The organism is Streptomyces narbonensis, from assembly GCF_014649015.1.
GTDB lineage: Bacteria > Actinomycetota > Actinomycetes > Streptomycetales > Streptomycetaceae > Streptomyces > Streptomyces narbonensis.
The window spans coordinates 82,394-102,207 of record NZ_BMSF01000016.1 but is presented as its reverse complement, the minus strand read 5'-3'; the positions used below and the strand labels follow the sequence as shown (position 1 = coordinate 102,207).

Sequence of the window (19,814 nt, the reverse complement as noted above, 5' to 3'; positions counted from 1 at the left end):
ACCATTGGTCATGAAAAAGGATCAGATGCCCCAGGGGCGCCGGGCGGTGCTGCGCCTCGCCGCGGCGCTCGGCGCCACGGCCACCGTCGGATACCTGGCGGCGGACCGGTTCGGCGAACCCGAGCGGCCCCCGGGCGCCGCCCCCGCGCCGAAGGGCCCGCCGGGAGCGGGGCCCGGCGCGGAGCCGGCCGCCGGGCCGCAGGCGGCGGGTGCCGGCCGGCTGCGCCCGTCCGCCTACCGACTCCAGCCGATGACCGCGTACGCGCCCCCGGCCTTCCGTCGGGCGGTGCCGCCCGTGCGGCAGCGGCCCTTCCTCGGCATGTCCGGGGTCGGCCGCTCCATGGTGCTGTCCTTCGACGACGGCCCCGACCCCCGCTACACCCCCGCCATCCTGGAGACCCTGCGCCGGTACGAGTGCCGGGCGATGTTCTTCGTCTGCGGCGAGATGGCCGTCGAGAACCCGGACCTGCTGCGGGAGATGGCCGCCGACGGGCACGTCGTCGGCAACCACTCGTGGTCCCACCCCCTCATCCCCAAGCTGCGGCCCTCCCGGATCCGCGACGAGCTCGGCTCCACCAGCGAGGTCGTCGAGCGGACACTCGGCGCGGCGCCGCTCTGGTACCGCGCGCCCTACGGGGCCTGGAACCGGCACTCCTTCGAGATCGGCGCCGAGCTGGGCATGGAGCCGCTCGCCTGGACCGTCGACACCCTCGACTGGAAGGAGCCCGGCACGGGCACGATCGTCCGCCGCGTGCTCGACGGCGCCGCCCCCGGCGCCGTCGTCCTGTCCCACGACGCGGGCGGGGACCGCAGCCAGAGCGTGGCCGCGCTCCGTCGCTACCTGCCCGAACTCCTCGACGCCGGGTACCACATCACCGTCCCCCGGCGCTGACGCGGGCGGTACGCGAAGGGCCCCGGCACTCCCTGGTGCCGGGGCCCTTCGCGCGGCGCGAAGCTCAGCGGGAGCCGACCATGTGGGCGTACACGACGACGTTCCCGTCGTAGCCGTGCGCCCGTGTGTAGCCGCCGCCGCAGGTGATCACCCGGAGCTCGGGCTGTCCGGTGTCCGCGTAGACCTGCACGCCGGGGAAGTCGTTCTTGGCGTAGACCTCGACTCCGTAGATCTCGAAGACGGCGACCCGGCCGTCGTACCGCTCGACCTCGATGTGCTGGCCCTTCTCCAGCGAGCCGAGGCCGTAGAAGACCGCCGGGCCCCGCGCGTTGTCGACATGGCCGACGACGACCGAAGTGCCGCGCTGGCCCGGGGAGATGCCGTTCTGGTACCAGCCGGCGAGGTTGGCGTCCTGCGGGGGCGGTGCCGCGACCCAGCCGTCCGCGTCCAGGCCCACGTCCATGATCGGCGCGGCCACCTGGATGGCGGGGATCTTGATCCGGGAGGCCGGTGCGAAGGGCAGCGCCTCCAGGCCGGCGCTCTCCTCCGTCGGCGGCGGGACCACCGGACGGACCACGGGCCGTGCCGCGGCGGCGGGTTGGGGCGGCCCGAGGGCGACGTCCACCCCGTTGCGCATCATGGCGAGCCCGGACAGCATGGCGAGGGCCAGGACGCCCCAGGGTTGGCGTCTCCTGCGCTCGAAGACGCGGAAGTCCTTCGGGGGCATGATTCTCCCTTCGTGGCGTCGTCAGAACGGTAAGGGCGGGGGGACGGTCCGTCGCCCTGGACGCGGCGAACGGGTGGGGGGCGCCGCCGGACGGGTGCCGGGGCGCGGAACAGAGCCCCGGCGGACCCGTGGGCACGCGGTGGCGTCCGCACTCCGAGAGTGGTGAGCTCCCCGTGGGGACAGCCGGGTGACAAGGGGCTGACCCATCCGAGTATTCGTCAGATAAGCGCCCCGGAAGGCCGTGACCTGCGGTTCCGTGCTCTGCGAGGGGCCGATTCCGGGCGTGTCGCCTCACCGGGGTGGACCAGTGCCGACATGCACGGCTCGCCCCGACTTGTGATGGTTCGTCATGGAAGGCGTACTCGTCGAATTTCCCGGAGCACCGCTTTGGGGCGTCTTCCACTGGAGGTTCAACCATGCGTGCTGCACGCACTCTGGCGGTGGCCGCCACCGCGTTCGCGGCGGTCGGGCTCGCCGCCCCCCTCGCCGCCGCCACCTACGGTCCGGGCAACGTCGTCACCGGTGGCTCCAACAACACCCCGAGAGACGTCACCGTCAGCCCCTTCGAGGTCCACCCGGGGTCGACGCTCACGATCACCGCCAGGGGCTGCAACCGTGGTGGCACGGTCACGTCCAACGCCTTCCCGGAGGCCAACCTCTCGGGCGGCAACGGCCTCAACACCGCCGTTGCCCGCGTCCACAACAACGCCACGCCCGGCAACTACAACCTGGCTGTCAGGTGCAACGGCGGCTCCAACGTGGTCACGGAGTCGTTCCGCGTCCTCCCGGGCCGTGGTGCGCAGGGCGGTCTCGGCGGCTCGCTCGCACCCAGCTCCACCGAGATGGCCGTCGGCGGCAGCCTGGTCGCCGCCGCCGCGCTCGGCGGCGGACTCTTCATCATCCGTCGTCGCCGTATGACGGGCGCCGGGGTCTGACCGGCCGAACCTCCCGGTCGGCCCGCTGTGCCCGTCGCCCCCGAGTCCTCGCCAGGACCCGGGGGCGACGGGCGTCCGGGGACGCCGGTCGCGGGTCGGGTCCGCGCCATGCTCCGCGGCTCCCGTTCAGTGGCGGCGGGAGGAGCCGGAGCGGCGCCGGACCACGTACACGACACCGGTGGCGGCGGCCAGCACCAGGGCCGTACCGGTCGCGAGCATGCCGGTGTTCACCTCGTCCACGGAGCCGCCGAGACCGCCCCGCACCCCGCGCGGGGGAGTGAGCAGCGTGGCGCTGAGGGTCGGGGTGGCCGTGGGCGTACCGCTGATCGTCAGACCGACGGTGTCCTGCACGCCGCCGGTGCAGTTGAACGACACCGTGTACACCGCACCGGGCCGGGCGTCGAAGTCCACGATGGCGGTCGCCGCCGAGTTCGGGGCGATGACGACGGTGTCGAAGATGCCGGCCGAGGCCGTCGCCGTGCTGGCGCAGCCGGGTGCGCTCAGCGTCACCCGGCCGCCCGGGGCGACGAGCGAGGGCGACACGACGAAATCGCCCGGTGCCTTCGCTCCCGGTGCCCGCGGGTTGGTGGCGGGGGCACCTTCCGCCGCGAGGGCGACGGTGGCGGGGGCGGCCAGGGCGAGGGCGGCCGCCCCCAGCAGGGCAGTGGACGCGGCACGTATCGCGCGCATGGTGAATCCTCCGGGTCCCGAGGGGCAGCCGCGGAACGGGATTCCCGCGAAGGCTGCGTGCACCTCGATGCCCGAAACGCTAGGAGTGCACTACCACAGCCGCGATCCCAGACGTGCGAATGGGGCACGCTTGTCCCCCGTGCGGCCCATTCGCACGCCCTGACTCACCCCGTGACCTGCGGGAACAGATCGGTGAACGGCGTGGCGGTGGCGGAGATGCCCCGGCCGAACGGCGCGTCGAAGTCCCAGATGAGGAAGAGCAGGAACGCGATCAGCACGCTGAACAGCCCGGCGAGCAGCAACTCCCGTCCCGTCCTGCGGATCTGGAGCGTGAAGATCAGGCCGACGGTCACCAGGGCGCCGATGATCAGGCCGAACCAGACCACCCCCGGCATCGTCGCCCCGGCGTTCTGCCCGCGCGCGCCCCGGGCGTCGTCGGCGGCGGCCACCTGGTCGACCAGCGGCTGGTAGGCCTGGCCCTCGAAGTCGTTGGCGGGCTGGTAGTCGGTGACGCTGCGGCGCACCTTCTCCAGGAGGGCGGTGCCCTCCTCGCTCAGCTCGCCGTTCTCGGACATGTACGTCCACTCCTCGTCGACCACGTACGCGACGTACGCGTCGACGTCGGCGCGGATCCTGGTGCGGACGTCCAGGGGGTAGACCTCGGCGCGGGCCGAGATCTCGTGCATCGCCTGGGCCTCCTGGCGCACGGTCTCCTGGGCGGCCCCGCGGGCCTCCCAGACGCCGGCGATGGCGAGACCGAGGACGATCGCGTAGATCACGCCGATCATCATCGTCATGTACTCGATGACGTCGGGGGTCTCGCTGGGGTCGTCGTCCTCCGGGATACGACGGTGGTTGATGACGACGATGGTCAGGACGACGGCGCAGGCGGCGGCCATCGCGAGGGTGAGTACGAGCCATTCGGACATGGAGGGACCTCAGAGGGGGTTCAGCGGGAGCGGGGGCGCAGGATCGCGGTCGCGAGCACTGCGGGGGCGATGATCACCAGCGTCATCGTGACGACGGACGTGCCGCCCTTCGGCTGGGGCCGCGCTGCGCGGCGGTAGTGCGGGAGGGCGACGGGCCCGGGGGCCGCGGGCCGGGGCCGCGTCGTGGGCGTCACCTCCCGCCCCGGCGCGGGCGCCGGGGCGGGAGGTGACGCGGGGGGCGCGGGCGCCGGAGTGCGCTCCGGGGGGACCGGGGTGGCCGGTGCGGGGGAGGCGGGCTCCGGGCGCGGTGCGGGGGTGGTCACCGGGGGAGGGGGCGGCGTCGTCGTCCGTACGGGAGGCGGGGGTGGCGCCGGGACGGTCGGGGGCTGCGGCTGAGGCCGCGGCGTCGTGGGCCTGGGTGCCGGCTTCGTGGGCGGCGGAGGCGGTGGCGGAGCGGGGGTGGGTGAGCACGCGCCCGGCCCGATGACCGCCACCGAGGTGTGCGAGCCGTCGGGGCCGGTCGTGGCGTAGGCGCAGGAGTCGGCGGCGGCGGGGACGGGCGCGGCGAGCAGCCACACCAGTCCGAGGGCCGCCAGCGACCGCGCGAGGGATGATCCGTACAGAGACACGCCGTCGAGCTTGATCACAGACGCGGCGAACCGGGGCCGAAACGGCGGGGATTCGCCGGATGGTGGGGTTTCGGGACGCGCGGTTTGACGTTTCGGCGGCCCGGAGGCGGATTCGGCGCAATGACCGGGTATCGCCGAGCCGTGCGATTGGCCGCGCGCGCTCCTCTCCGCTTCGGCGTTGCCGGCGACCTGACTTAGTCGGTGTCCCGTCGGGACTCCGGTGGTACTCCGCGGCACTCCACGGGGGCTCCCGCCGAAGAAGTGTCCGGTTGTCGCCCTGCCGGGGGTCCCGGCCGACAGGGCCTCCCGGGCCGTCGACGAGGCCCCGTCGGCGGCAACGACCGAGGTGCGCCAAGGGCCTTGGCCCCCGTAAGGTGCGGACGGCACCGGCCGGGAAGTCGACGCACACTCATATGCACGTGAATTTGCACGAGCTGAAGGCGTGAACTCTGCGCTTCACGAGCATGTGCCAATGACGTGTGACCAAGAACGGACCGCTAATTTCCGTTTCTACTCGCTCTCCCGGCGGGCGATCAGTAGCCTCACCTCGAACACCGGCCGCGAACACATGGCCGCATCCCCCATGGCGACTTGTTGGAGACATTGATGGAGCGTCCCGCCTGGGCTCCGCCGGGTATCGACATTTCGGTGCCGAGCGTGTCCCGTATGTACGACTTCTATCTGGGCGGCTCGCACAATTTCGAAGTGGACCGGGAAGCGGCGCGCAAGGCCATGGAGTTCATGCCTGGCCTCCCCAAGATCATGCAGGCGAACCGTGCCTTCATGCGTCGCGCCGTCCGCCACGCCGTTGACAACGACGTCACCCAGTTCCTCGACATCGGCTCCGGCATACCCACCTTCGGCAACGTGCACGAGGTCGCCCGGGCCGCCGACCCCGCCGCGCGGGTCGTCTACGTCGACCACGACCCCGTCGCCGTCGCCCACAGCCGCGCCGTCCTGGAGGGTGACGAGGCCGCCGCGGTCGTCGCCGCCGACCTGCGCAAGCCGGCCGACATCCTGCACAGCCCCGAGGTGACCCGACTCCTCGACCTGGACCGGCCGGTGGCCCTGCTCCTCGTCGCCGTCCTCCACTTCCTGGAGGACGAGGACCGGCCCTACGAGGCCGTCGCCCAGCTGATCGACTCCCTCGCGCCCGGCAGCCTCCTCATCCTCACCCACGCCTCGTACGAGGGCATCCCGCTCTCACAGGAGCAGGCGGGCGGCACCATCGGTGTCTACCGGAACATCCGCAACCCCCTGGTGATGCGGTCGGGTGCCGAGATCACCCGCTTCTTCGACGGCACCGAGATGGTCGAGCCCGGCCTCGTCCCGATGCCGGCCTGGCGACCGGACAGTCCGGTCGAGGAGGAGGATCCGTACGCCTTCTCCGGTTTCGCAGGGGTGGGGCGCAAGGCGTGAAGGTCCCGTCGCAGCCCGCCGGTTCCGTCGCGGAGGCGGACGGTCCGGAGGACCGACTCAGGCGGTTCGTCACCATCTGGAGCCGCGCGATCTTCCCGGTGACGGCCACCTCGCTGACCCGCACCGAGTTCGAGGGGCACCTGCTGCCGCTGGCCCGCACCCTGTGCGAGGCCCTGCACGCCCGGCCCTTCGACACGGCCCCGGCCCAGCGCGCCGGCGCGGCCCTCGTCGCCGCCCACTGCACCGACCCCGACGCCCTCGGCCGCAGCCTCGGCGTCGTCGACTCGTACCTGGTCCTCTACTGCGGTACGGAGTCCGACGTCCCGGCCGAGGAGCTGCGCGCCCGCTGCGCCCGGCTCCAGCACGCCATGGCCACCGGCTACGCCCAGGCCCTGCGCGAGCGGACCCGCGCCGAGCAGGAGGCGATCGCCCACTCCGCGCTCTCCGCGCGCAGCGCCGCCGAGATCGCCCTGCACGCCACCGAGAGCCGCTTCCGCGCGGTCTTCGACGGGGCGGCCATCGGCATCGGCATCGCCGACCTCGACGGCAACGTCCTGGAGGTCAACGAGACCCTCACCCGCATGTTCGGCGGGATGGAGGGCCCGCTCCGCAGCCGGAAGGTCAGCGAGTGGGTCCACCCGGAGGACGGCCCGCACGTCTGGAAGCTGTACGAGGAGCTCGTCCGCGGCGAGCGCGAGTCCTACCGGGTGGAAAAGCCGTACTACCGAGGCGACGGAACGGTTCTGTGGACCAACCTCACCGTCTCGCTCCTCCGTGACGCCGACGGACTGCCCCAGTACCAGCTCGCGCTGATGGAGGACACCACCGAACGGCGCCTGCTCCACCTGCGCCTGCGGTACGAGGCCACCCACGACGCGCTCACCGGGCTGCCGAACCGGACCCTGTTCTTCGAGCGCCTGGAGAAGGCTCTCGTCTCCGGCGACAACGCCCGCTTCGGCCTCTGCTACCTCGACCTCGACGGCTTCAAGGTCATCAACGACAGCCTCGGACACTCCGCCGGCGACCGACTGCTCGTCGAGGTCGCCGACCGGCTGCAGAGCTGCGTCACCGGCCCGGGCGAGATGGTGGCCCGGCTCGGCGGGGACGAGTTCGTCGCCCTCACCACCGGCTGCGCCGGCGAGCAGGACGTCACCGAACTGGCCGACCGCATCCTGGGCGCCCTCGCCACCCCGCTGCGCATCGACGGCCGCGAACTCACCGTCCGCGGCAGCCTCGGCGTCGTCGAGGGACCGGCGGGGGAGCGGACCCCGGCCGAGGTGCTGCGCAGCGCCGACATCACCATGTACCGCGCCAAGTCGGCGGGCGGCAACCGCTTCGAGCTCGCCGACCCCGAGGCCGACGCCCGCGCGATCACCCGGCACGGTCTGACGACGGCGCTGCCCACGGCCCTGGAGCGCGGCGAGTTCTTCATCGAGTACCAGCCGCTCGTCCACCTCGGCGACGGCAGCGTGCACGGAGCGGAGGCACTGGTCCGCTGGTGCCACCCGCAGCACGGCGTGCTCGGCCCCGACCGGTTCATCCCGCTCGCCGAGGACACCGGCCTCATCGTGCCGCTCGGCCGCTGGGTGCTCCAGGAGGCCGTGCGCCAGGCCCGCTTCTGGCAGGCGCGGCACTCCGACGGCGGCCCGCTGCGGATCAACGTCAACCTGTCCCCGACCCAGCTGCACCACCCGCGGCTGGTCGCCGACACCGTCGACGTCCTGGAGCGGTCCGGGCTCGAACCGGGCGCGCTCTGCCTGGAGGTGACCGAGTCGGCGCTGATCGGCGCCGACGAGGACCTCCTGAAGCCGCTGCGGCAACTCGCCGAGATGGGCGTGGACATCGCGCTCGACGACTTCGGCACCGGCTACTCGAACCTCGCCAACCTGCGCCGCCTGCCGGTGAGCGTCCTCAAGCTCGACCGGTCCTTCACCCGGGGCATGCAGCAGCACCCGGTGGACCCGGTCGACCTCAAGATCGTCGAGGGGATCGTCTCCCTGGCCCACAGCCTGGAGCTCGCCGTCACCGTCGAGGGCGTGGAGACCGGCGCCCAGGCCCGCCGACTCCGCGAGCTCGGCTGCGACACCGCCCAGGGCTGGTACTACGCCCGTCCCGGCGCCCCGGACCGCATCCACTCGCTGCTCCTGGCCGACGCGGTCTGATATCCGGGCGCACGAAACCGGCCTCCCCGCAGGAAGCGGGGAGGCCGGGAAGAGGTACGGGGGAGGAAAGCGGAGAAGCTATATCAAGGAGTGGGTAGAAGGAAGCCTCTCCATGGCCTCGCCCCGGAAAGAACGTAGCACTCAGGCGGGCAGCAGGTCGCGCAGATTTTCCGGCGTGAACACCTGCGAACCGGGAGCGAGGCCGTCAGGCCGCTCCAGACCGATGTACGTCACCGGGGCATCGGGCACCGTCCGGCCGTCCCACAGCGTGGTCTCGGCCCCCGACTCCTCCATCAGCGCCACGAGATGACGAATGGTCAGATGCGTGCGGCCCATCAGGGCGCGCATCACGGCCGAGATCGTCACCCGGTGGTCCTCGACCTGGTTCGCCGCAGGCGCTCCCCTCAGGTACAGGTGCAGCCAGTGCGCGTGCCAGCGGCCCTCGTCGTCCCGCCGGAAGGCGAGCGGCAACGCCACCCGGCCCGCGCCCCGAAGGTCCGACTTCATCCGCACGGTACGCGGCTCGAACGGCCGGCCACGCTGCTCGCCCTCGCGGAGCATGAAGCCGAAGAAGCCCTCCGCCACCTCGTCGAAGCCCTCGCCCGAGAAGACGTACACCTGCGGCACGATGAACGTGCCCCGCACCGCGCCGAGCCGCAGGTCGATGAACTCCGAGGCCCCGTCCGGCGCTTCGGTGACGTCACCCGAGTGCCGGCCCTCGACGTCGGTCAGGGCCGTGTACGACAGCCACGTCACCGTCGCGTAGTCCTCGTCCAGGACCAGCGCCGACAGATCGAGGTCCGTCGTCCGCTGCGCCTGGCGCCAGTACGTGAAGAAGCGCAGCAGCTCCCCGTCGACCGGTGAGACCGAGCCGCGCGGCAGCACACCGAGCCCCGCCGAGGACGCACGGCCGGTCAGCGGCAGCGCCACGTCCAGGACGTCCGGGTCGATCAACAGGCGTCCCGGAGAGGGGAGTCGGCGCCTGGTCTCGGCGTCGAGCAGCGCGATGAGCCGCTCACGGTCGGAGTCCTCCAGCGGCGGACGCGTGTCGTCGGCCATCCAGGCCTTGGCCTCCCGGCTCACGAACACCCGGCGCTCCCCGTCGCTCCAGCCCGCGCGGTTCTGCAGGTGCTCGCGCACAGACAGGACGACCCGGCCCGAGACCTCCGGCGCGGCCCGCTCGGCGGCCGCGAGGACCGCCTCCCGCTCCTTGCCCCCGCTCGCCGTCCGCAGGAGCCGGTCCAGGGCGCGGAACAGGCGCCCCGGGGCGTGGGAGGCCAGCAGCTCCGCGGTGCCCGTGACCTCGCCGCGTGCCAGCAGCTCCTCGACGCGGCTGTCGAACGACGGAGCCCGCCGCTCGCCCCGGGCGACCGCGAACACCTCGGCGGCGTGCGGCCAGTGCGGGTACTCGTGGGGATGCAGCCGCTCCCCGAGGCGCTTCCATGCCTCGCCGTGCGCGGACACGTCGGACAGCTTCGCGGGGGACGCGGCCACGAGCGAGTCGAGCCCCGCGAGCAGGGCCCGCCGGTGGGGGCGGGACAGCGCGCGGAACCGGGTGGGCTCGTGCAGGGTGACATCGCCGTCCGCGAGGGCGCAGGCCAGCCGCAGGACGTCGGTCACGGTGTCGAGCAGCGGCGTGGCGCCCACCCGCAGCCGGGCATGGTTGACGACGGCGCGGTTCTCCCGGACCGCCATCGTCTCGGGCTGCGGGCCGTCCGCGCAGTGCTCGGCGAGCACGGCCAGATCGCGCAGGTGCTCCTCGCCGAGCGGGGTCGTGCCGCCGGCCAGGGCCAGATAGAGCGCGGTGACCTCGGCGTCCGGCTCCGCGCCGAGGTGCAGCACCGTCAGCCGGTCTCCGGCCGCCGCGATCAGCTCGTCGTGGACGGCGAGCATCTCCTCGTACGTGTGCCGGTAGCGGCCGTACGCGGGGAGGGTCAGCAGGTCGAGGACGCCGGCGCTCAGCTGCTCGACGGTACGGTCGCGCGTGTCGCCGTCGGCGAGCGCCTCGGCCACACACGCCCTCCAGAAGTCGAGCGTGTCCGGCACGTTTTCCGGGAAGTCGACGAAGTAGGCGTTGTGCCGGACGTGGTCGCCGACGATGTCACGGACGGTCGCGAGGGCGCGGACGGCGATCTCGGTGACGGTCGGCCCGGCGAGCCCCGACAGGCGCTCGACCAGGTCGCCCGACAGCTTGAACCCGGCGGTCATCAGGGCCGCGTCGAACCTGCGCGTGACGGCGGCCCCGTCCCCGGCCGGGCCGGTGGGGGCGGGGAGACGGCGGGTGTGCTGGACGACCAGGTGTTCGAGAGCGTGGGCCATGGGGGCATGCTCCCAGCCGCCGCCCGCCACCCGCACGCGGATTTACCGGCCGCAGTCTCGGACGCCGTCCGCGCGCGGATCCACCGGCAGCCGTCTCGGACGCCACCCGAACCCGGATTCACCGGCCCTCCTCTCAGAGGCCGTCCGCCGCCCGGGCCGGGCCGTCCCGCCGCGAGGCCAGCAGCATCCGCTGGAGCTCCCGGGCCGCTCGCGGGGGTGCCACGTCGCTGCGGTGGGCCAGGGCGATCGTCCTGCGCAGGCCCGGGCGGGCGAGGGCCGTCACGCGGAGGTCCCGGCCCGCCCGAGCCGCCACCATCGCCGGGACGACCGCGAGCCCGAGTCCGGCCCGTACGAACCCGAGGACCGCGTCCAGCTCCCCGCCCTCGACCGTGAACGTCGGCTCGAAGCCCTCCGCCCGGCAGGCCGCCACGGTCAGCTCCCGCAGGTCGTAGCCGTGCCGGAACATCACGAGCGGCTGGTCCCGCAGGTCCTTGATCCGCACCGGCCGGGTCGGCGCGGGCGCCGAGGCCGAGGTGACCGCCACCAGGTCCTCCCGCAGCAGCTCGACCGTGGTGAGCGCGGGCGACGGGGACGGCAGCGGCAGCACCACGAGCGCCAGGTCGAGCGCCCCGCGGGCCAGCTCCCGTACGAGATCGTGCGAGCCGCCCTCCTCGATGAGGAGCTCGATGCCCGGGTGCAGGTCGTGGAAGGCGCGCAGCACGTCCGGAAGGAGCCCCGTGCACAGGCTCGGGGTCGCGCCGAGCCGCACCCGGCCCCGCTTGAGCTGCGCCAGCTCCTGCACCTCCAGCCTGGCCGTCTCGGTGTCGGCGAGGATCCGGCGGGCGAGCGGCAGCAGCGCCTCGCCCGCGTCGGTGAGCGTGATGTTCCCCCTGGCCCGGCTGAACAGCTCCGCGCCCAACTCCTGTTCCAGGGCCTTGATCTGCTGGGAGAGCGAGGGCTGCGAGACGTGGACGCGCTCGGCCGCCCGCGTGAAGTGACGGGTCTCGGCGACGGCGACGAAGTAGAGGAGCTGCTGGAACTGCATGCCCCCAGGGTAGGCGACATGAATAGGTGCTGCCTATCGAGATCAGCCGGACCATGTCTTGGACCTCTGGGGTCCTTCGGCCCTAGCGTCGTGGGCATGGCTCTGGCACCCACGAGGGACCGGACGACGCGCCGCCCGCCGTCCCCCACACCGTCACGCGGATTCCTGTCATCGACCCTCGGCAAGAAGACGGTCATGGCCGTCAGCGGGCTGCTCATGCTCGGCTATCTCGTCGCCCACGTCGCCGGAAACCTGAAGGTCTTCTTCGGCCCCGAGGAGTTCAACGCCTACGGCCACTGGCTGCGGGTGATGGGCGCCCCCGTCCTGCACCACGAGTGGGCCCTCTGGCTCGTCCGGATCGTGCTCCTCGCCGCCGTCGGCGCCCACGCCGTCTCCGCGTACCAGCTCAGCCGGCGCGACCTGAAGGCCCGCCCCACCGCGTACGTCCACCGCCGCAGGCGCGCCTCGTACGCCACCCGCACCATGCGCTGGGGCGGGATCATCCTCGCCCTCTTCATCGTCTGGCACGTCCTCGACCTCACCACCGGCACCGTCCACCCCGGCGGCTTCGAGGAGGGCAAGCCCTACCAGAACGTCGTCGACACCTTCTCCACCTGGTACGGCAACGTCATCTACATCGTCGCCATGCTCGCCGTCGGACTCCACGTCCGCCACGGCTTCTGGAGCGCCGCCCAGACCCTGGGCGTCGGCAACGCCCGCCGCGAGCGACTCCTCAGGGTCCTCGCCAACACCCTCGCGCTCGTCCTGACCGCGGGCTTCGTCTCCGTCCCCGTCGCCGTCATGACCGGAGTGGTGAGCTGACATGAACCCCACCGACTTCGCGGACTACACCACCGGTGCCCCGCTCTCCGACACCACCGCCCCCGGGGGCCCGATCGCCGAGCGCTGGGACACCCGCCGCTTCCAGGCCAGGCTGGTCAACCCCGCCAACCGCCGCAAGCACCGGATCATCGTCGTCGGCACCGGCCTCGCCGGCGGCTCCGCCGGCGCCACCCTCGCCGAACAGGGTTACCAGGTCGTCCAGTTCTGCTTCCAGGACTCCCCGCGCCGCGCCCACTCCATCGCCGCCCAGGGCGGCATCAACGCCGCCAAGAACTACCGCAACGACGGCGACTCCGTCCATCGCCTCTTCTACGACACCGTCAAGGGCGGCGACTTCCGCGCCCGCGAGTCCAACGTCCACCGGCTCGCCCAGATCTCCGTCGAGATCATCGACCAGTGCGTAGCCCAGGGCGTGCCCTTCGCCCGCGAGTACGGCGGACTCCTCGACACCCGCTCCTTCGGCGGCGTCCAGGTCTCCCGCACCTTCTACGCCCGCGGCCAGACCGGCCAGCAGCTCCTCCTCGGCGCCTACCAGGCGCTGTCCCGGCAGATCGCCGCCGGAAGCGTCGAGATGCACGCCCGTACGGAGATGCTCGACCTGATCGTCGTCGACGGGCGGGCCCGCGGCATCGTCGCCCGCGACCTGATCACCGGCGAGATCTCCACCCACTACGCGGACGCGGTCGTCCTCGCCAGCGGTGGCTACGGGAACGTCTTCTACCTGTCGACGAACGCGATGAACTCCAACGCCACCGCCGTCTGGCGGGCCCACCGGCGCGGCGCGTACTTCGCCAACCCCTGTTTCACGCAGATCCACCCCACCTGCATCCCGCGCACCGGCGACCACCAGTCCAAGCTGACCCTGATGAGCGAGTCGCTGCGCAACGACGGCCGCATCTGGGTCCCGAAGGCCAAGGGCGACACCCGTCCCGCCGCCGACATTCCCGAGGACGAGCGCGACTACTACCTGGAGCGGATCTACCCCTCCTTCGGCAACCTCGTTCCCCGGGACATCGCCTCCCGCGCCGCGAAGAACGTCTGCGACGAGGGCCGTGGCGTCGGTCCCGGCGGCCAGGGCGTCTACCTCGACTTCGCCGACGCCATCCGCCGCATGGGCAGGGCGGCGGTCGAGGAGAAGTACGGCAACCTCTTCGACATGTACGAGCGGATCACCGCCGAGAACCCGTACGAGGCCCCCATGAGGATCTACCCCGCCGTGCACTACACGATGGGCGGCCTCTGGGTCGACTACGACCTGCAGACGACCGTCCCCGGCCTCTTCGCGATCGGCGAGGCCAACTTCTCCGACCACGGGGCCAACCGGCTCGGCGCGTCCGCCCTCATGCAGGGCCTCGCCGACGGCTACTTCGTCCTTCCCGCCACCATCAACGACTACCTCGCCCGCCACCCCCACGCCGAACCCGTCACCGACGACCACCCGGCGGTGCGTGAGGTCCTCGCCGAGACCCAGGACCGGCTGAACCTCCTCCTCGCCGTCGACGGCGACCGCACCCCCGACTCCTTCCACCGCGAACTCGGCGAACTCATGTGGGAGTTCTGCGGCATGGCCCGCACCGAGGCGGGCCTGCGCAAGGCCCTCGCCCGTATCCCCCGGATCAGGGAGGAGTTCTGGCGCCGCGTGAAGGTCCCGGGCACGGGCCTGGAGTTCAACCAGTCCCTGGAGAAGGCCAACCGCATCGTCGACTACCTGGAGCTCGCCGAACTCATGTGTCTCGACGCGCTGCACCGGGCGGAGTCCTGCGGCGGCCACTTCCGCGAGGAGTCCCAGACCCCGGACGGCGAGGCCGCGCGCCGCGACGAGGAGTTCGCGTACGCGGCGGCCTGGGAATTCCGGGGGCCCGGGGGTCGTCCCCCGGGAGAACACGGCGGGGCGCCCGCCGCCTCACCCGTCCTCCACAAGGAGGACCTCACCTTCGAGTACGTCCACCCCACCCAGCGGAGCTACGCATGAAGCTCACCCTGCGCGTCTGGCGCCAGCGCGATGCCGACGCCCCCGGTGCCATGTCCACCTACGACGTCGACGGCATCTCCGCCGACATGTCGTTCCTGGAGATGCTCGACACGCTCAACGAAGCCCTCATCCTGCGCGGCGAGGACCCCGTCGCCTTCGACCACGACTGCCGCGAGGGCATCTGCGGCGCGTGCAGCCTCGTCATCAACGGCGACGCGCACGGCCCCGAGCGCACCACCACCTGCCAGCTCCACATGCGCTCCTTCCGCGACGGCGACACGATCGACGTCGAGCCCTGGCGCGCGGCGGCCTTCCCGGTCGTCAAGGACCTCGTGGTCGACCGCTCCGCCTTCGACCGCGTCATCCAGTCCGGCGGCTACATCAGTGCCCCGACCGGCTCGGCACCCGAGGCCCACGCGACCCCCGTCCCGAAGGCCGACGCGGACTCGGCCTTCGAGCACGCGGAGTGCATCGGCTGCGGTGCCTGTGTGGCCGCCTGCCCCAACGGCTCGGCGATGCTCTTCACCTCGGCGAAGATCAACCACCTGAACGTCCTCCCGCAGGGCTCCCCGGAACGCGAGACCCGGGTCCTCGACATGGTCGCGCAGATGGACGCGGAGGGCTTCGGCGGCTGCACGCTGACGGGCGAGTGCGCGACGGCCTGCCCGAAGGGGATCCCGCTGCCCTCGATCACGGCGATGAACAGGGAGTGGCTGCGGGCGCGGCGGAAGGTGAAGGGGTAGGGCCCGTCCGGCGGAGCCCACGTCACCGGACCGTCCGGATCCGGACAGTCTCGTGACGTGGGCTCCGCCACACGGTACGCCCCGCTGCGAAAGATCATTCACGAAATGATCACCTTCTCCGTAAGATCTTCTCCGGGGGGCGTCGTCCGCCGCCCGGGCAGCAAGATCAACTCCGTTCAACTCTGTACATTTTGTGGCAAGTTGTCCACTTCGCGGCCAACCGGTATCCGGCGATTTCCGCCCCGCTCCCACCCCCGGGTAGTGATGTGCACTGCCGGGGGCATATGACCAAACCCCCGGTCGCACAGACCAATTGGGGGTTTCATGTCCAGCATCACCCGACGCCGGGTTCTCGGCGTCGCGGCCGGGGCCGCAGGGGCCGCCGCGGGCCTCGCCCTGGCCGGTTCGGCCGTCGCCGACGCTCCCCGGGCCGCCGCTCCCGCGGCCGGCCCGGCCCCGGCGTCCTTCGACGAGGTCTACCAGGGCCGCCGCATCCAGGGCGGGCCCGCGCACGGCGGAGGCCATCACGGGGGACACCACGGAGGCGGCTACTCCGTGACGATCGACGGCGAGGAGCTGCACGTCATGCAGAACGCCGACGGCACCTGGATCAGCGTCATCAACCACTACGAGCCCGTCGCCACGCCCAGGTCGCTGGCCCGCGCGGCCGTCCGCGAACTCCAGGGCGCCCCGCTCGTACCCCTCACCCTCGGCTGATCGATCCAGGAACGGCACCCGTCATGACCGTACGCAAGAACCAGGCCTCCCTCACCGCCGACGAGAAGCGGCGCTTCGTCGACGCCCTCCTGGAGCTCAAGCGCTCCGGGCGGTACGACACCTTCGTCACCACGCACAACGCCTTCATCATGAGCGACACCGACAACGGCGACCGCGTCGGCCACCGCTCGCCGTCGTTCCTGCCCTGGCACCGGCGCTTCCTCATAGAGTTCGAGCAGGCGCTGCAGTCCGTCGACCCGACCGTCAACCTCCCCTACTGGGACTGGACGGCCGACCGCACCTCCCGCTCCTCTCTGTGGGCGCCCGACTTCCTCGGCGGTACCGGGCGGGCCCGTGACGGCCGGGTGACCGACGGCCCGTTCGCCCGCGTCGCCAACCGCTGGACGGTCAACGTCCGCGTCGACGGCCGCGACTACCTCCGGCGCGACCTCGGTGCGGGCGGCCGTCAGCTCCCCACCCGCGCCGAGGTGGACTCCGTCCTCGCCATGGAGACCTACGACACGGCGCCGTGGAACAGCTCGTCGGACGGCTTCCGCAACCACCTCGAAGGGTGGCGCGGCGTGAACCTCCACAACCGCGTCCACGTCTGGGTCGGCGGACAGATGGGCACCGGAGTCTCCCCGAACGACCCGGTGTTCTGGCTGCACCACGCCTTCATCGACAAGCTGTGGGCCGACTGGCAGGCCCGCCACCCCAAGTCCCCGTACCTGCCGGCCGCGGGCACCGCGAACGTCGTCGACCTCGGCGACACCATGCGCCCGTGGAACGATGTGACCCCGGCGGACATGCTGGACCACACCCGCCACTACACCTTCGACACGGCGGCCTGACCCCGCACGGCCGGCCGGGCCCGGACCTGGATCCGGACCCGGGCCAGGCCCCGGCCCCGGGCCCGGGCCCGGACGCGGACGCGGACCAGGCCCCGGGCCAGGCCCCGGACGCGGACCCGGGCCAGGCCCCGGACCTCGGGACCGTCGGGCCGGTCCCGCCGGGCGGTTCTCAGCTCCGTCCGGCGGGCTCCAGGGACCGGCGCAGATACGGCGCGGTGCGGCTCTCCGCCGCCCGCGCCACCCGGTCCGGGGGACCCGCGGCCACGATCCGGCCGCCCTCGTCGCCGCCTCCCGGACCCAGGTCGAGGACCCAGTCGGCGGTGGCGACCACGTCCATGTCGTGCTCGACCACGACGACGGAGTGGCCCGCCTCCACGAGGCCGTGCAGCTGGCGCATCAGGACCTCCACGTCCGCCGGGTGCAGCCCGGTCGTCGGCTCGTCCAGCACGTAGAGCGTGGCGGAGCGGTGCGGGCGCTGGAGCTCCGCTGCGAGCTTGATGCGCTGCGCCTCGCCTCCGGACAGCTCGGTCGCCGGCTGCCCGAGCCGCAGATAGCCGAGGCCGACGTCCAGCAGGGTGCGCAGGCTCCGGGCGGCGGCCGGGGTGTCGGCGAAGAACTCCGCGGCCGACTCGACGGTGAGGTCCAGGACCTCGGCGATGGTGAGCCCGCGCCACCGCACCTGGAGCGTCTCCGGGTTGTACCGGGCGCCGTGGCAGTCGGGGCAGGGCGCGTAGGTGCTCGGCAGGAAGAGGAGCTCCACCGAGACGAAGCCCTCGCCCTGGCAGGTCTCGCAGCGTCCGCCGGCCACGTTGAAGGAGAAGCGGCCCGCCCTGTAGCCACGCGCCCTCGCCTCCGCCGTCTCGGTGAAGAGCTTCCGTACGACGTCGAACAGCCCTGTGTACGTGGCGAGGTTGGAGCGCGGGGTCCGTCCGATCGGACGCTGGTCCACCGTCACCAGGCGCTGCACTCCCGGGAGTTCCTCGGTCAGCGCGCCGACGAGCGTCGACTTGCCCGAACCCGACACGCCCGTCACGGCGGTGAGGACGCCGAGCGGGAAGGCCGCGTCGACCGCCCGCAGGTTGTGCCGGGTCACCGGCCCCGTACGCAGCCAGTCGACCGGGGCCCGTACCGTCCGCGCGGGCGCCGCCTCCCGGTCGAAGAGGAACCGCCGGGTCGCGGACGCCTCGACGGCCGCGAGGCCCTCCGGCGGACCGCTGTGGAGGACGCGCCCGCCGTGCACCCCCGCCCGCGGCCCGACGTCGACCAGCCAGTCGGCGTGGCGGATGACGTCGAGATGGTGCTCCACGACGAAGACCGAGTTGCCGGCCGCCTTCAGCCGGTCGAGGACCACGAGGAGCGCCTCGGTGTCGGCCGGGTGCAGGCCGGCGGACGGCTCGTCGAGCACGTACACGACGCCGAAGAGCCCCGAGCGCAGCTGCGTCGCGAGCCGCAGGCGCTGGAGCTCGCCGTTGGAGAGAGTGGGGGTGGCGCGGTCCAGGCCGAGGTAGCCCAGGCCGAGTTCGGTGACCGTCGCGATCCGGGCGACGAGGTCCTCGGTGAGGACGCGCGCCGTCTCCGCGCCGTCCGTCGGCGTCGCCGCGAGGAGCCCGGACAGGACCGTCAGCGGAAGCGCGGCCAGCTCGGCGATCGTCCGCCCCGCGAAGGTCACCGCGAGCGCCTCCGGGCGCAGCCGGCTGCCGCCGCACACCGGACAGGGCGCACTCGTCAGGAACCGCTCCGCCTTCGCCCGCAGCGTCGCGCTCTTCGAGTCGGCGAAGGTGCGCAGCACGTACCGCCGGGCGCTCATGTACGTGCCCTGGTAGGGGCGCTGGATGCGATCCGCGTCCCGCACCGGGTGCACCGTGACGACCGGCTGTTCCTCGGTGAAGAGGATCCACTCCCGGTCCTTCGCGGCGAGCTCGCGCCACGGCCGGTCGACGTCGTACCCGAGGGTGTCCAGGACGTCCCGCAGGTTCTTCCCCTGCCAGGCGCCCGGCCAGGCGGCGATGGCACCCTGACGGATGGACAGGTTCCGGTCGGGGACGAGGAGTTCCTCGCTCGTCTCGTGGATGCGGCCGATCCCCTGGCACGAAGGGCACGCGCCTGCCGCCGTGTTGGGGGAGAAGGCGTCGGAGTCGAGGCGCTCCGCACCCTCCGGGTAGCGGCCGGCCCGCGAGAACAGCATCCGCAGGGAGTTGGAGAGCGTCGTCACCGTACCGACGGAGGAGCGGGCGTTCGGCGAGGAACGGCGCTGCTCCAGGGAGACCGCCGGGGGCAGCCCGCTGATCTCGCCGACCGCGGGCGCCCCCACCTGATGGATCAGACGCCGCGCGTAGGGCGCGACCGATTCGAAGTAGCGCCGCTGCGCCTCCGCGTAGATCGTCCCGAAGGCGAGCGAGGACTTGCCCGAACCGGAGACACCGGTGAAGGCGACGAGCGCGTCGCGCGGGATGTCGACGTCGACCCCGGCGAGGTTGTGCTCGCGGGCGCCGCGGACACGGACGTAAGGGTCGTGGGGGCTGTCGTGCATGCGTCGATTTTAGCCAGGGATTCCCGTTTGCCCCGGTGGGGTGGGCGGCGGCCGGGGGAGCCGGTCCCGCCGCGGCCCGGCTCCCCGCGCGGTCGCCCGGGGGCGGGCGGGGGCGGGTGAAGCGTCCGCATGGCGGACGACGAATGGCGAAATGTGCACCGACCGCACCACTTGACGGGGGCGATCACCGCCCACCGAATCCCCGCCGAGCCGGGCTCGCCGGACCTGCCGCGCGGGGGCCGACACCGTCACCCACCTCGGCTCGCGTCCCCCGCGCACCGCTCGGCCGGCACCCGGTCCTGCGGGGCGGCGGCGGTCCCATGGGCGGGCCCGGCGCGACGGAACAGGCAGTCGAAGAATGACCGGTTCTGGCAGGTCTCGGACGGACATCCTCCGGTGGATTCTGTAGCT

At 72.6% G+C, this 19,814-nt stretch carries 16 protein-coding genes; 9 read left to right on the top strand and 7 right to left on the bottom strand.

Going from position 1 to position 19,814, the window contains the following annotated elements; translation table 11 throughout:
- Positions 1-25: 25 nt before the first annotated feature.
- Complete coding sequence (locus IE124_RS27015) at positions 26-892, top strand: polysaccharide deacetylase family protein (protein ID WP_229832904.1); 867 nt, start codon at positions 26-28, stop codon at positions 890-892.
- Positions 893-956: 64 nt separating this feature from the next.
- Here the strand turns inward: IE124_RS27015 and IE124_RS27010 are convergent, their stop codons facing one another.
- Positions 957-1,619, bottom strand: coding sequence for a class F sortase (locus IE124_RS27010; RefSeq protein WP_189511271.1), 663 nt, complete (start codon positions 1,617-1,619; stop codon positions 957-959).
- Between the two features lie 416 nt (positions 1,620-2,035).
- On the opposite strand from IE124_RS27010, the gene IE124_RS27005 reads away from it, so the two are divergent.
- Entirely contained in the window at positions 2,036-2,554 is a 519-nt protein-coding gene (locus IE124_RS27005) for a hypothetical protein (protein WP_189511269.1), read from the top strand.
- Between the two features lie 126 nt (positions 2,555-2,680).
- Here IE124_RS27005 and IE124_RS27000 read toward each other — a convergent pair whose 3' ends face one another.
- From IE124_RS27000 to IE124_RS26990, 3 genes are all read right to left on the bottom strand, one after another.
- On the bottom strand, positions 2,681-3,244 hold the full coding sequence (locus tag IE124_RS27000; protein WP_189511267.1) for a hypothetical protein: 564 nt from the start codon (positions 3,242-3,244) through the stop codon (positions 2,681-2,683).
- Between the two features lie 164 nt (positions 3,245-3,408).
- Positions 3,409-4,173 carry a bestrophin-like domain gene (locus tag IE124_RS26995; RefSeq protein WP_189511265.1) on the bottom strand — a complete coding sequence of 255 codons (765 nt, stop codon included), beginning with the start codon at positions 4,171-4,173 and terminating at the stop codon, positions 3,409-3,411.
- 20 nt (positions 4,174-4,193) lie between these two features.
- Positions 4,194-4,802: a hypothetical protein gene (locus IE124_RS26990; protein WP_229832922.1), complete on the bottom strand. Its 609-nt coding sequence runs from the start codon at positions 4,800-4,802 to the stop codon at positions 4,194-4,196.
- Between the two features lie 606 nt (positions 4,803-5,408).
- On the opposite strand from IE124_RS26990, the gene IE124_RS26985 reads away from it, so the two are divergent.
- Both IE124_RS26985 and IE124_RS26980 read left to right on the top strand, forming a co-directional pair.
- Entirely contained in the window at positions 5,409-6,221 is an 813-nt protein-coding gene (locus IE124_RS26985) for an SAM-dependent methyltransferase (RefSeq protein ID WP_189511261.1), read from the top strand.
- Positions 6,218-8,383: a putative bifunctional diguanylate cyclase/phosphodiesterase gene (locus tag IE124_RS26980; protein ID WP_189511260.1), complete on the top strand. Its 2,166-nt coding sequence runs from the start codon at positions 6,218-6,220 to the stop codon at positions 8,381-8,383. Before IE124_RS26985 ends, IE124_RS26980 begins: the two co-directional genes overlap by 4 nt.
- A 141-nt stretch (positions 8,384-8,524) precedes the next feature.
- Here IE124_RS26980 and IE124_RS26975 read toward each other — a convergent pair whose 3' ends face one another.
- Positions 8,525-10,702, bottom strand: coding sequence for a TerD family protein (locus tag IE124_RS26975; protein WP_189511258.1), 2,178 nt, complete (start codon positions 10,700-10,702; stop codon positions 8,525-8,527).
- 133 nt (positions 10,703-10,835) lie between these two features.
- Entirely contained in the window at positions 10,836-11,747 is a 912-nt protein-coding gene (locus tag IE124_RS26970; protein ID WP_189511256.1) for a LysR family transcriptional regulator, read from the bottom strand.
- 96 nt (positions 11,748-11,843) lie between these two features.
- Here IE124_RS26970 and IE124_RS26965 point away from each other — a divergent pair, with 96 nt between their 5' ends.
- The 5 genes from IE124_RS26965 (at position 11,844) to melC2 (ending at position 16,873) form a co-directional block, all read left to right on the top strand.
- Complete coding sequence (locus tag IE124_RS26965) at positions 11,844-12,569, top strand: succinate dehydrogenase (RefSeq protein WP_189511253.1); 726 nt, start codon at positions 11,844-11,846, stop codon at positions 12,567-12,569.
- A gap of 1 nt (position 12,570) precedes the next feature.
- Positions 12,571-14,562 carry a fumarate reductase/succinate dehydrogenase flavoprotein subunit gene (locus tag IE124_RS26960; RefSeq protein ID WP_189511252.1) on the top strand — a complete coding sequence of 664 codons (1,992 nt, stop codon included), beginning with the start codon at positions 12,571-12,573 and terminating at the stop codon, positions 14,560-14,562.
- Positions 14,559-15,305 (top strand): succinate dehydrogenase/fumarate reductase iron-sulfur subunit, encoded by a 747-nt coding sequence (locus IE124_RS26955; protein ID WP_189511250.1) that lies wholly within the window; start codon positions 14,559-14,561, stop codon positions 15,303-15,305. The genes IE124_RS26960 and IE124_RS26955 overlap by 4 nt, the downstream gene beginning before the upstream one ends.
- A gap of 324 nt (positions 15,306-15,629) precedes the next feature.
- Positions 15,630-16,022 (top strand): apotyrosinase chaperone MelC1, encoded by a 393-nt coding sequence (gene melC1 / locus IE124_RS26950; protein WP_189511248.1) that lies wholly within the window; start codon positions 15,630-15,632, stop codon positions 16,020-16,022.
- A gap of 23 nt (positions 16,023-16,045) precedes the next feature.
- Positions 16,046-16,873, top strand: coding sequence for a tyrosinase MelC2 (gene melC2 / locus IE124_RS26945; protein WP_189511246.1), 828 nt, complete (start codon positions 16,046-16,048; stop codon positions 16,871-16,873).
- A gap of 169 nt (positions 16,874-17,042) precedes the next feature.
- On the opposite strand, the gene IE124_RS26940 is transcribed toward melC2, so the two are convergent.
- Positions 17,043-19,403, bottom strand: a complete 2,361-nt coding sequence (locus tag IE124_RS26940; protein WP_189511244.1) for an ATP-binding cassette domain-containing protein — start codon at positions 19,401-19,403, stop codon at positions 17,043-17,045.
- Between the last annotated feature and the right edge of the window lie 411 nt (positions 19,404-19,814).

What these genes read in the sequence shown, in the direction of transcription:
- IE124_RS27015 (WP_229832904.1), top strand. Translation starts at nt 26, where the DNA reads ATGCCCCAGGGGCGCCGGGCGGTGCTGCGCCTCGCCGCGGCGCTCGGC.
- IE124_RS27010 (WP_189511271.1), bottom strand. Translation starts at nt 1,619, where the DNA reads ATGCCCCCGAAGGACTTCCGCGTCTTCGAGCGCAGGAGACGCCAACCC.
- IE124_RS27005 (WP_189511269.1), top strand. Translation starts at nt 2,036, where the DNA reads ATGCGTGCTGCACGCACTCTGGCGGTGGCCGCCACCGCGTTCGCGGCG.
- IE124_RS27000 (WP_189511267.1), bottom strand. Translation starts at nt 3,244, where the DNA reads ATGCGCGCGATACGTGCCGCGTCCACTGCCCTGCTGGGGGCGGCCGCC.
- IE124_RS26995 (WP_189511265.1), bottom strand. Translation starts at nt 4,173, where the DNA reads ATGTCCGAATGGCTCGTACTCACCCTCGCGATGGCCGCCGCCTGCGCC.
- IE124_RS26985 (WP_189511261.1), top strand. Translation starts at nt 5,409, where the DNA reads ATGGAGCGTCCCGCCTGGGCTCCGCCGGGTATCGACATTTCGGTGCCG.
- IE124_RS26975 (WP_189511258.1), bottom strand. Translation starts at nt 10,702, where the DNA reads ATGGCCCACGCTCTCGAACACCTGGTCGTCCAGCACACCCGCCGTCTC.
- IE124_RS26970 (WP_189511256.1), bottom strand. Translation starts at nt 11,747, where the DNA reads ATGCAGTTCCAGCAGCTCCTCTACTTCGTCGCCGTCGCCGAGACCCGT.
- IE124_RS26965 (WP_189511253.1), top strand. Translation starts at nt 11,844, where the DNA reads ATGGCTCTGGCACCCACGAGGGACCGGACGACGCGCCGCCCGCCGTCC.
- IE124_RS26960 (WP_189511252.1), top strand. Translation starts at nt 12,571, where the DNA reads ATGAACCCCACCGACTTCGCGGACTACACCACCGGTGCCCCGCTCTCC.
- IE124_RS26955 (WP_189511250.1), top strand. Translation starts at nt 14,559, where the DNA reads ATGAAGCTCACCCTGCGCGTCTGGCGCCAGCGCGATGCCGACGCCCCC.
- melC1 (WP_189511248.1), top strand. Translation starts at nt 15,630, where the DNA reads ATGTCCAGCATCACCCGACGCCGGGTTCTCGGCGTCGCGGCCGGGGCC.
- melC2 (WP_189511246.1), top strand. Translation starts at nt 16,046, where the DNA reads ATGACCGTACGCAAGAACCAGGCCTCCCTCACCGCCGACGAGAAGCGG.
- IE124_RS26940 (WP_189511244.1), bottom strand. Translation starts at nt 19,403, where the DNA reads ATGCACGACAGCCCCCACGACCCTTACGTCCGTGTCCGCGGCGCCCGC.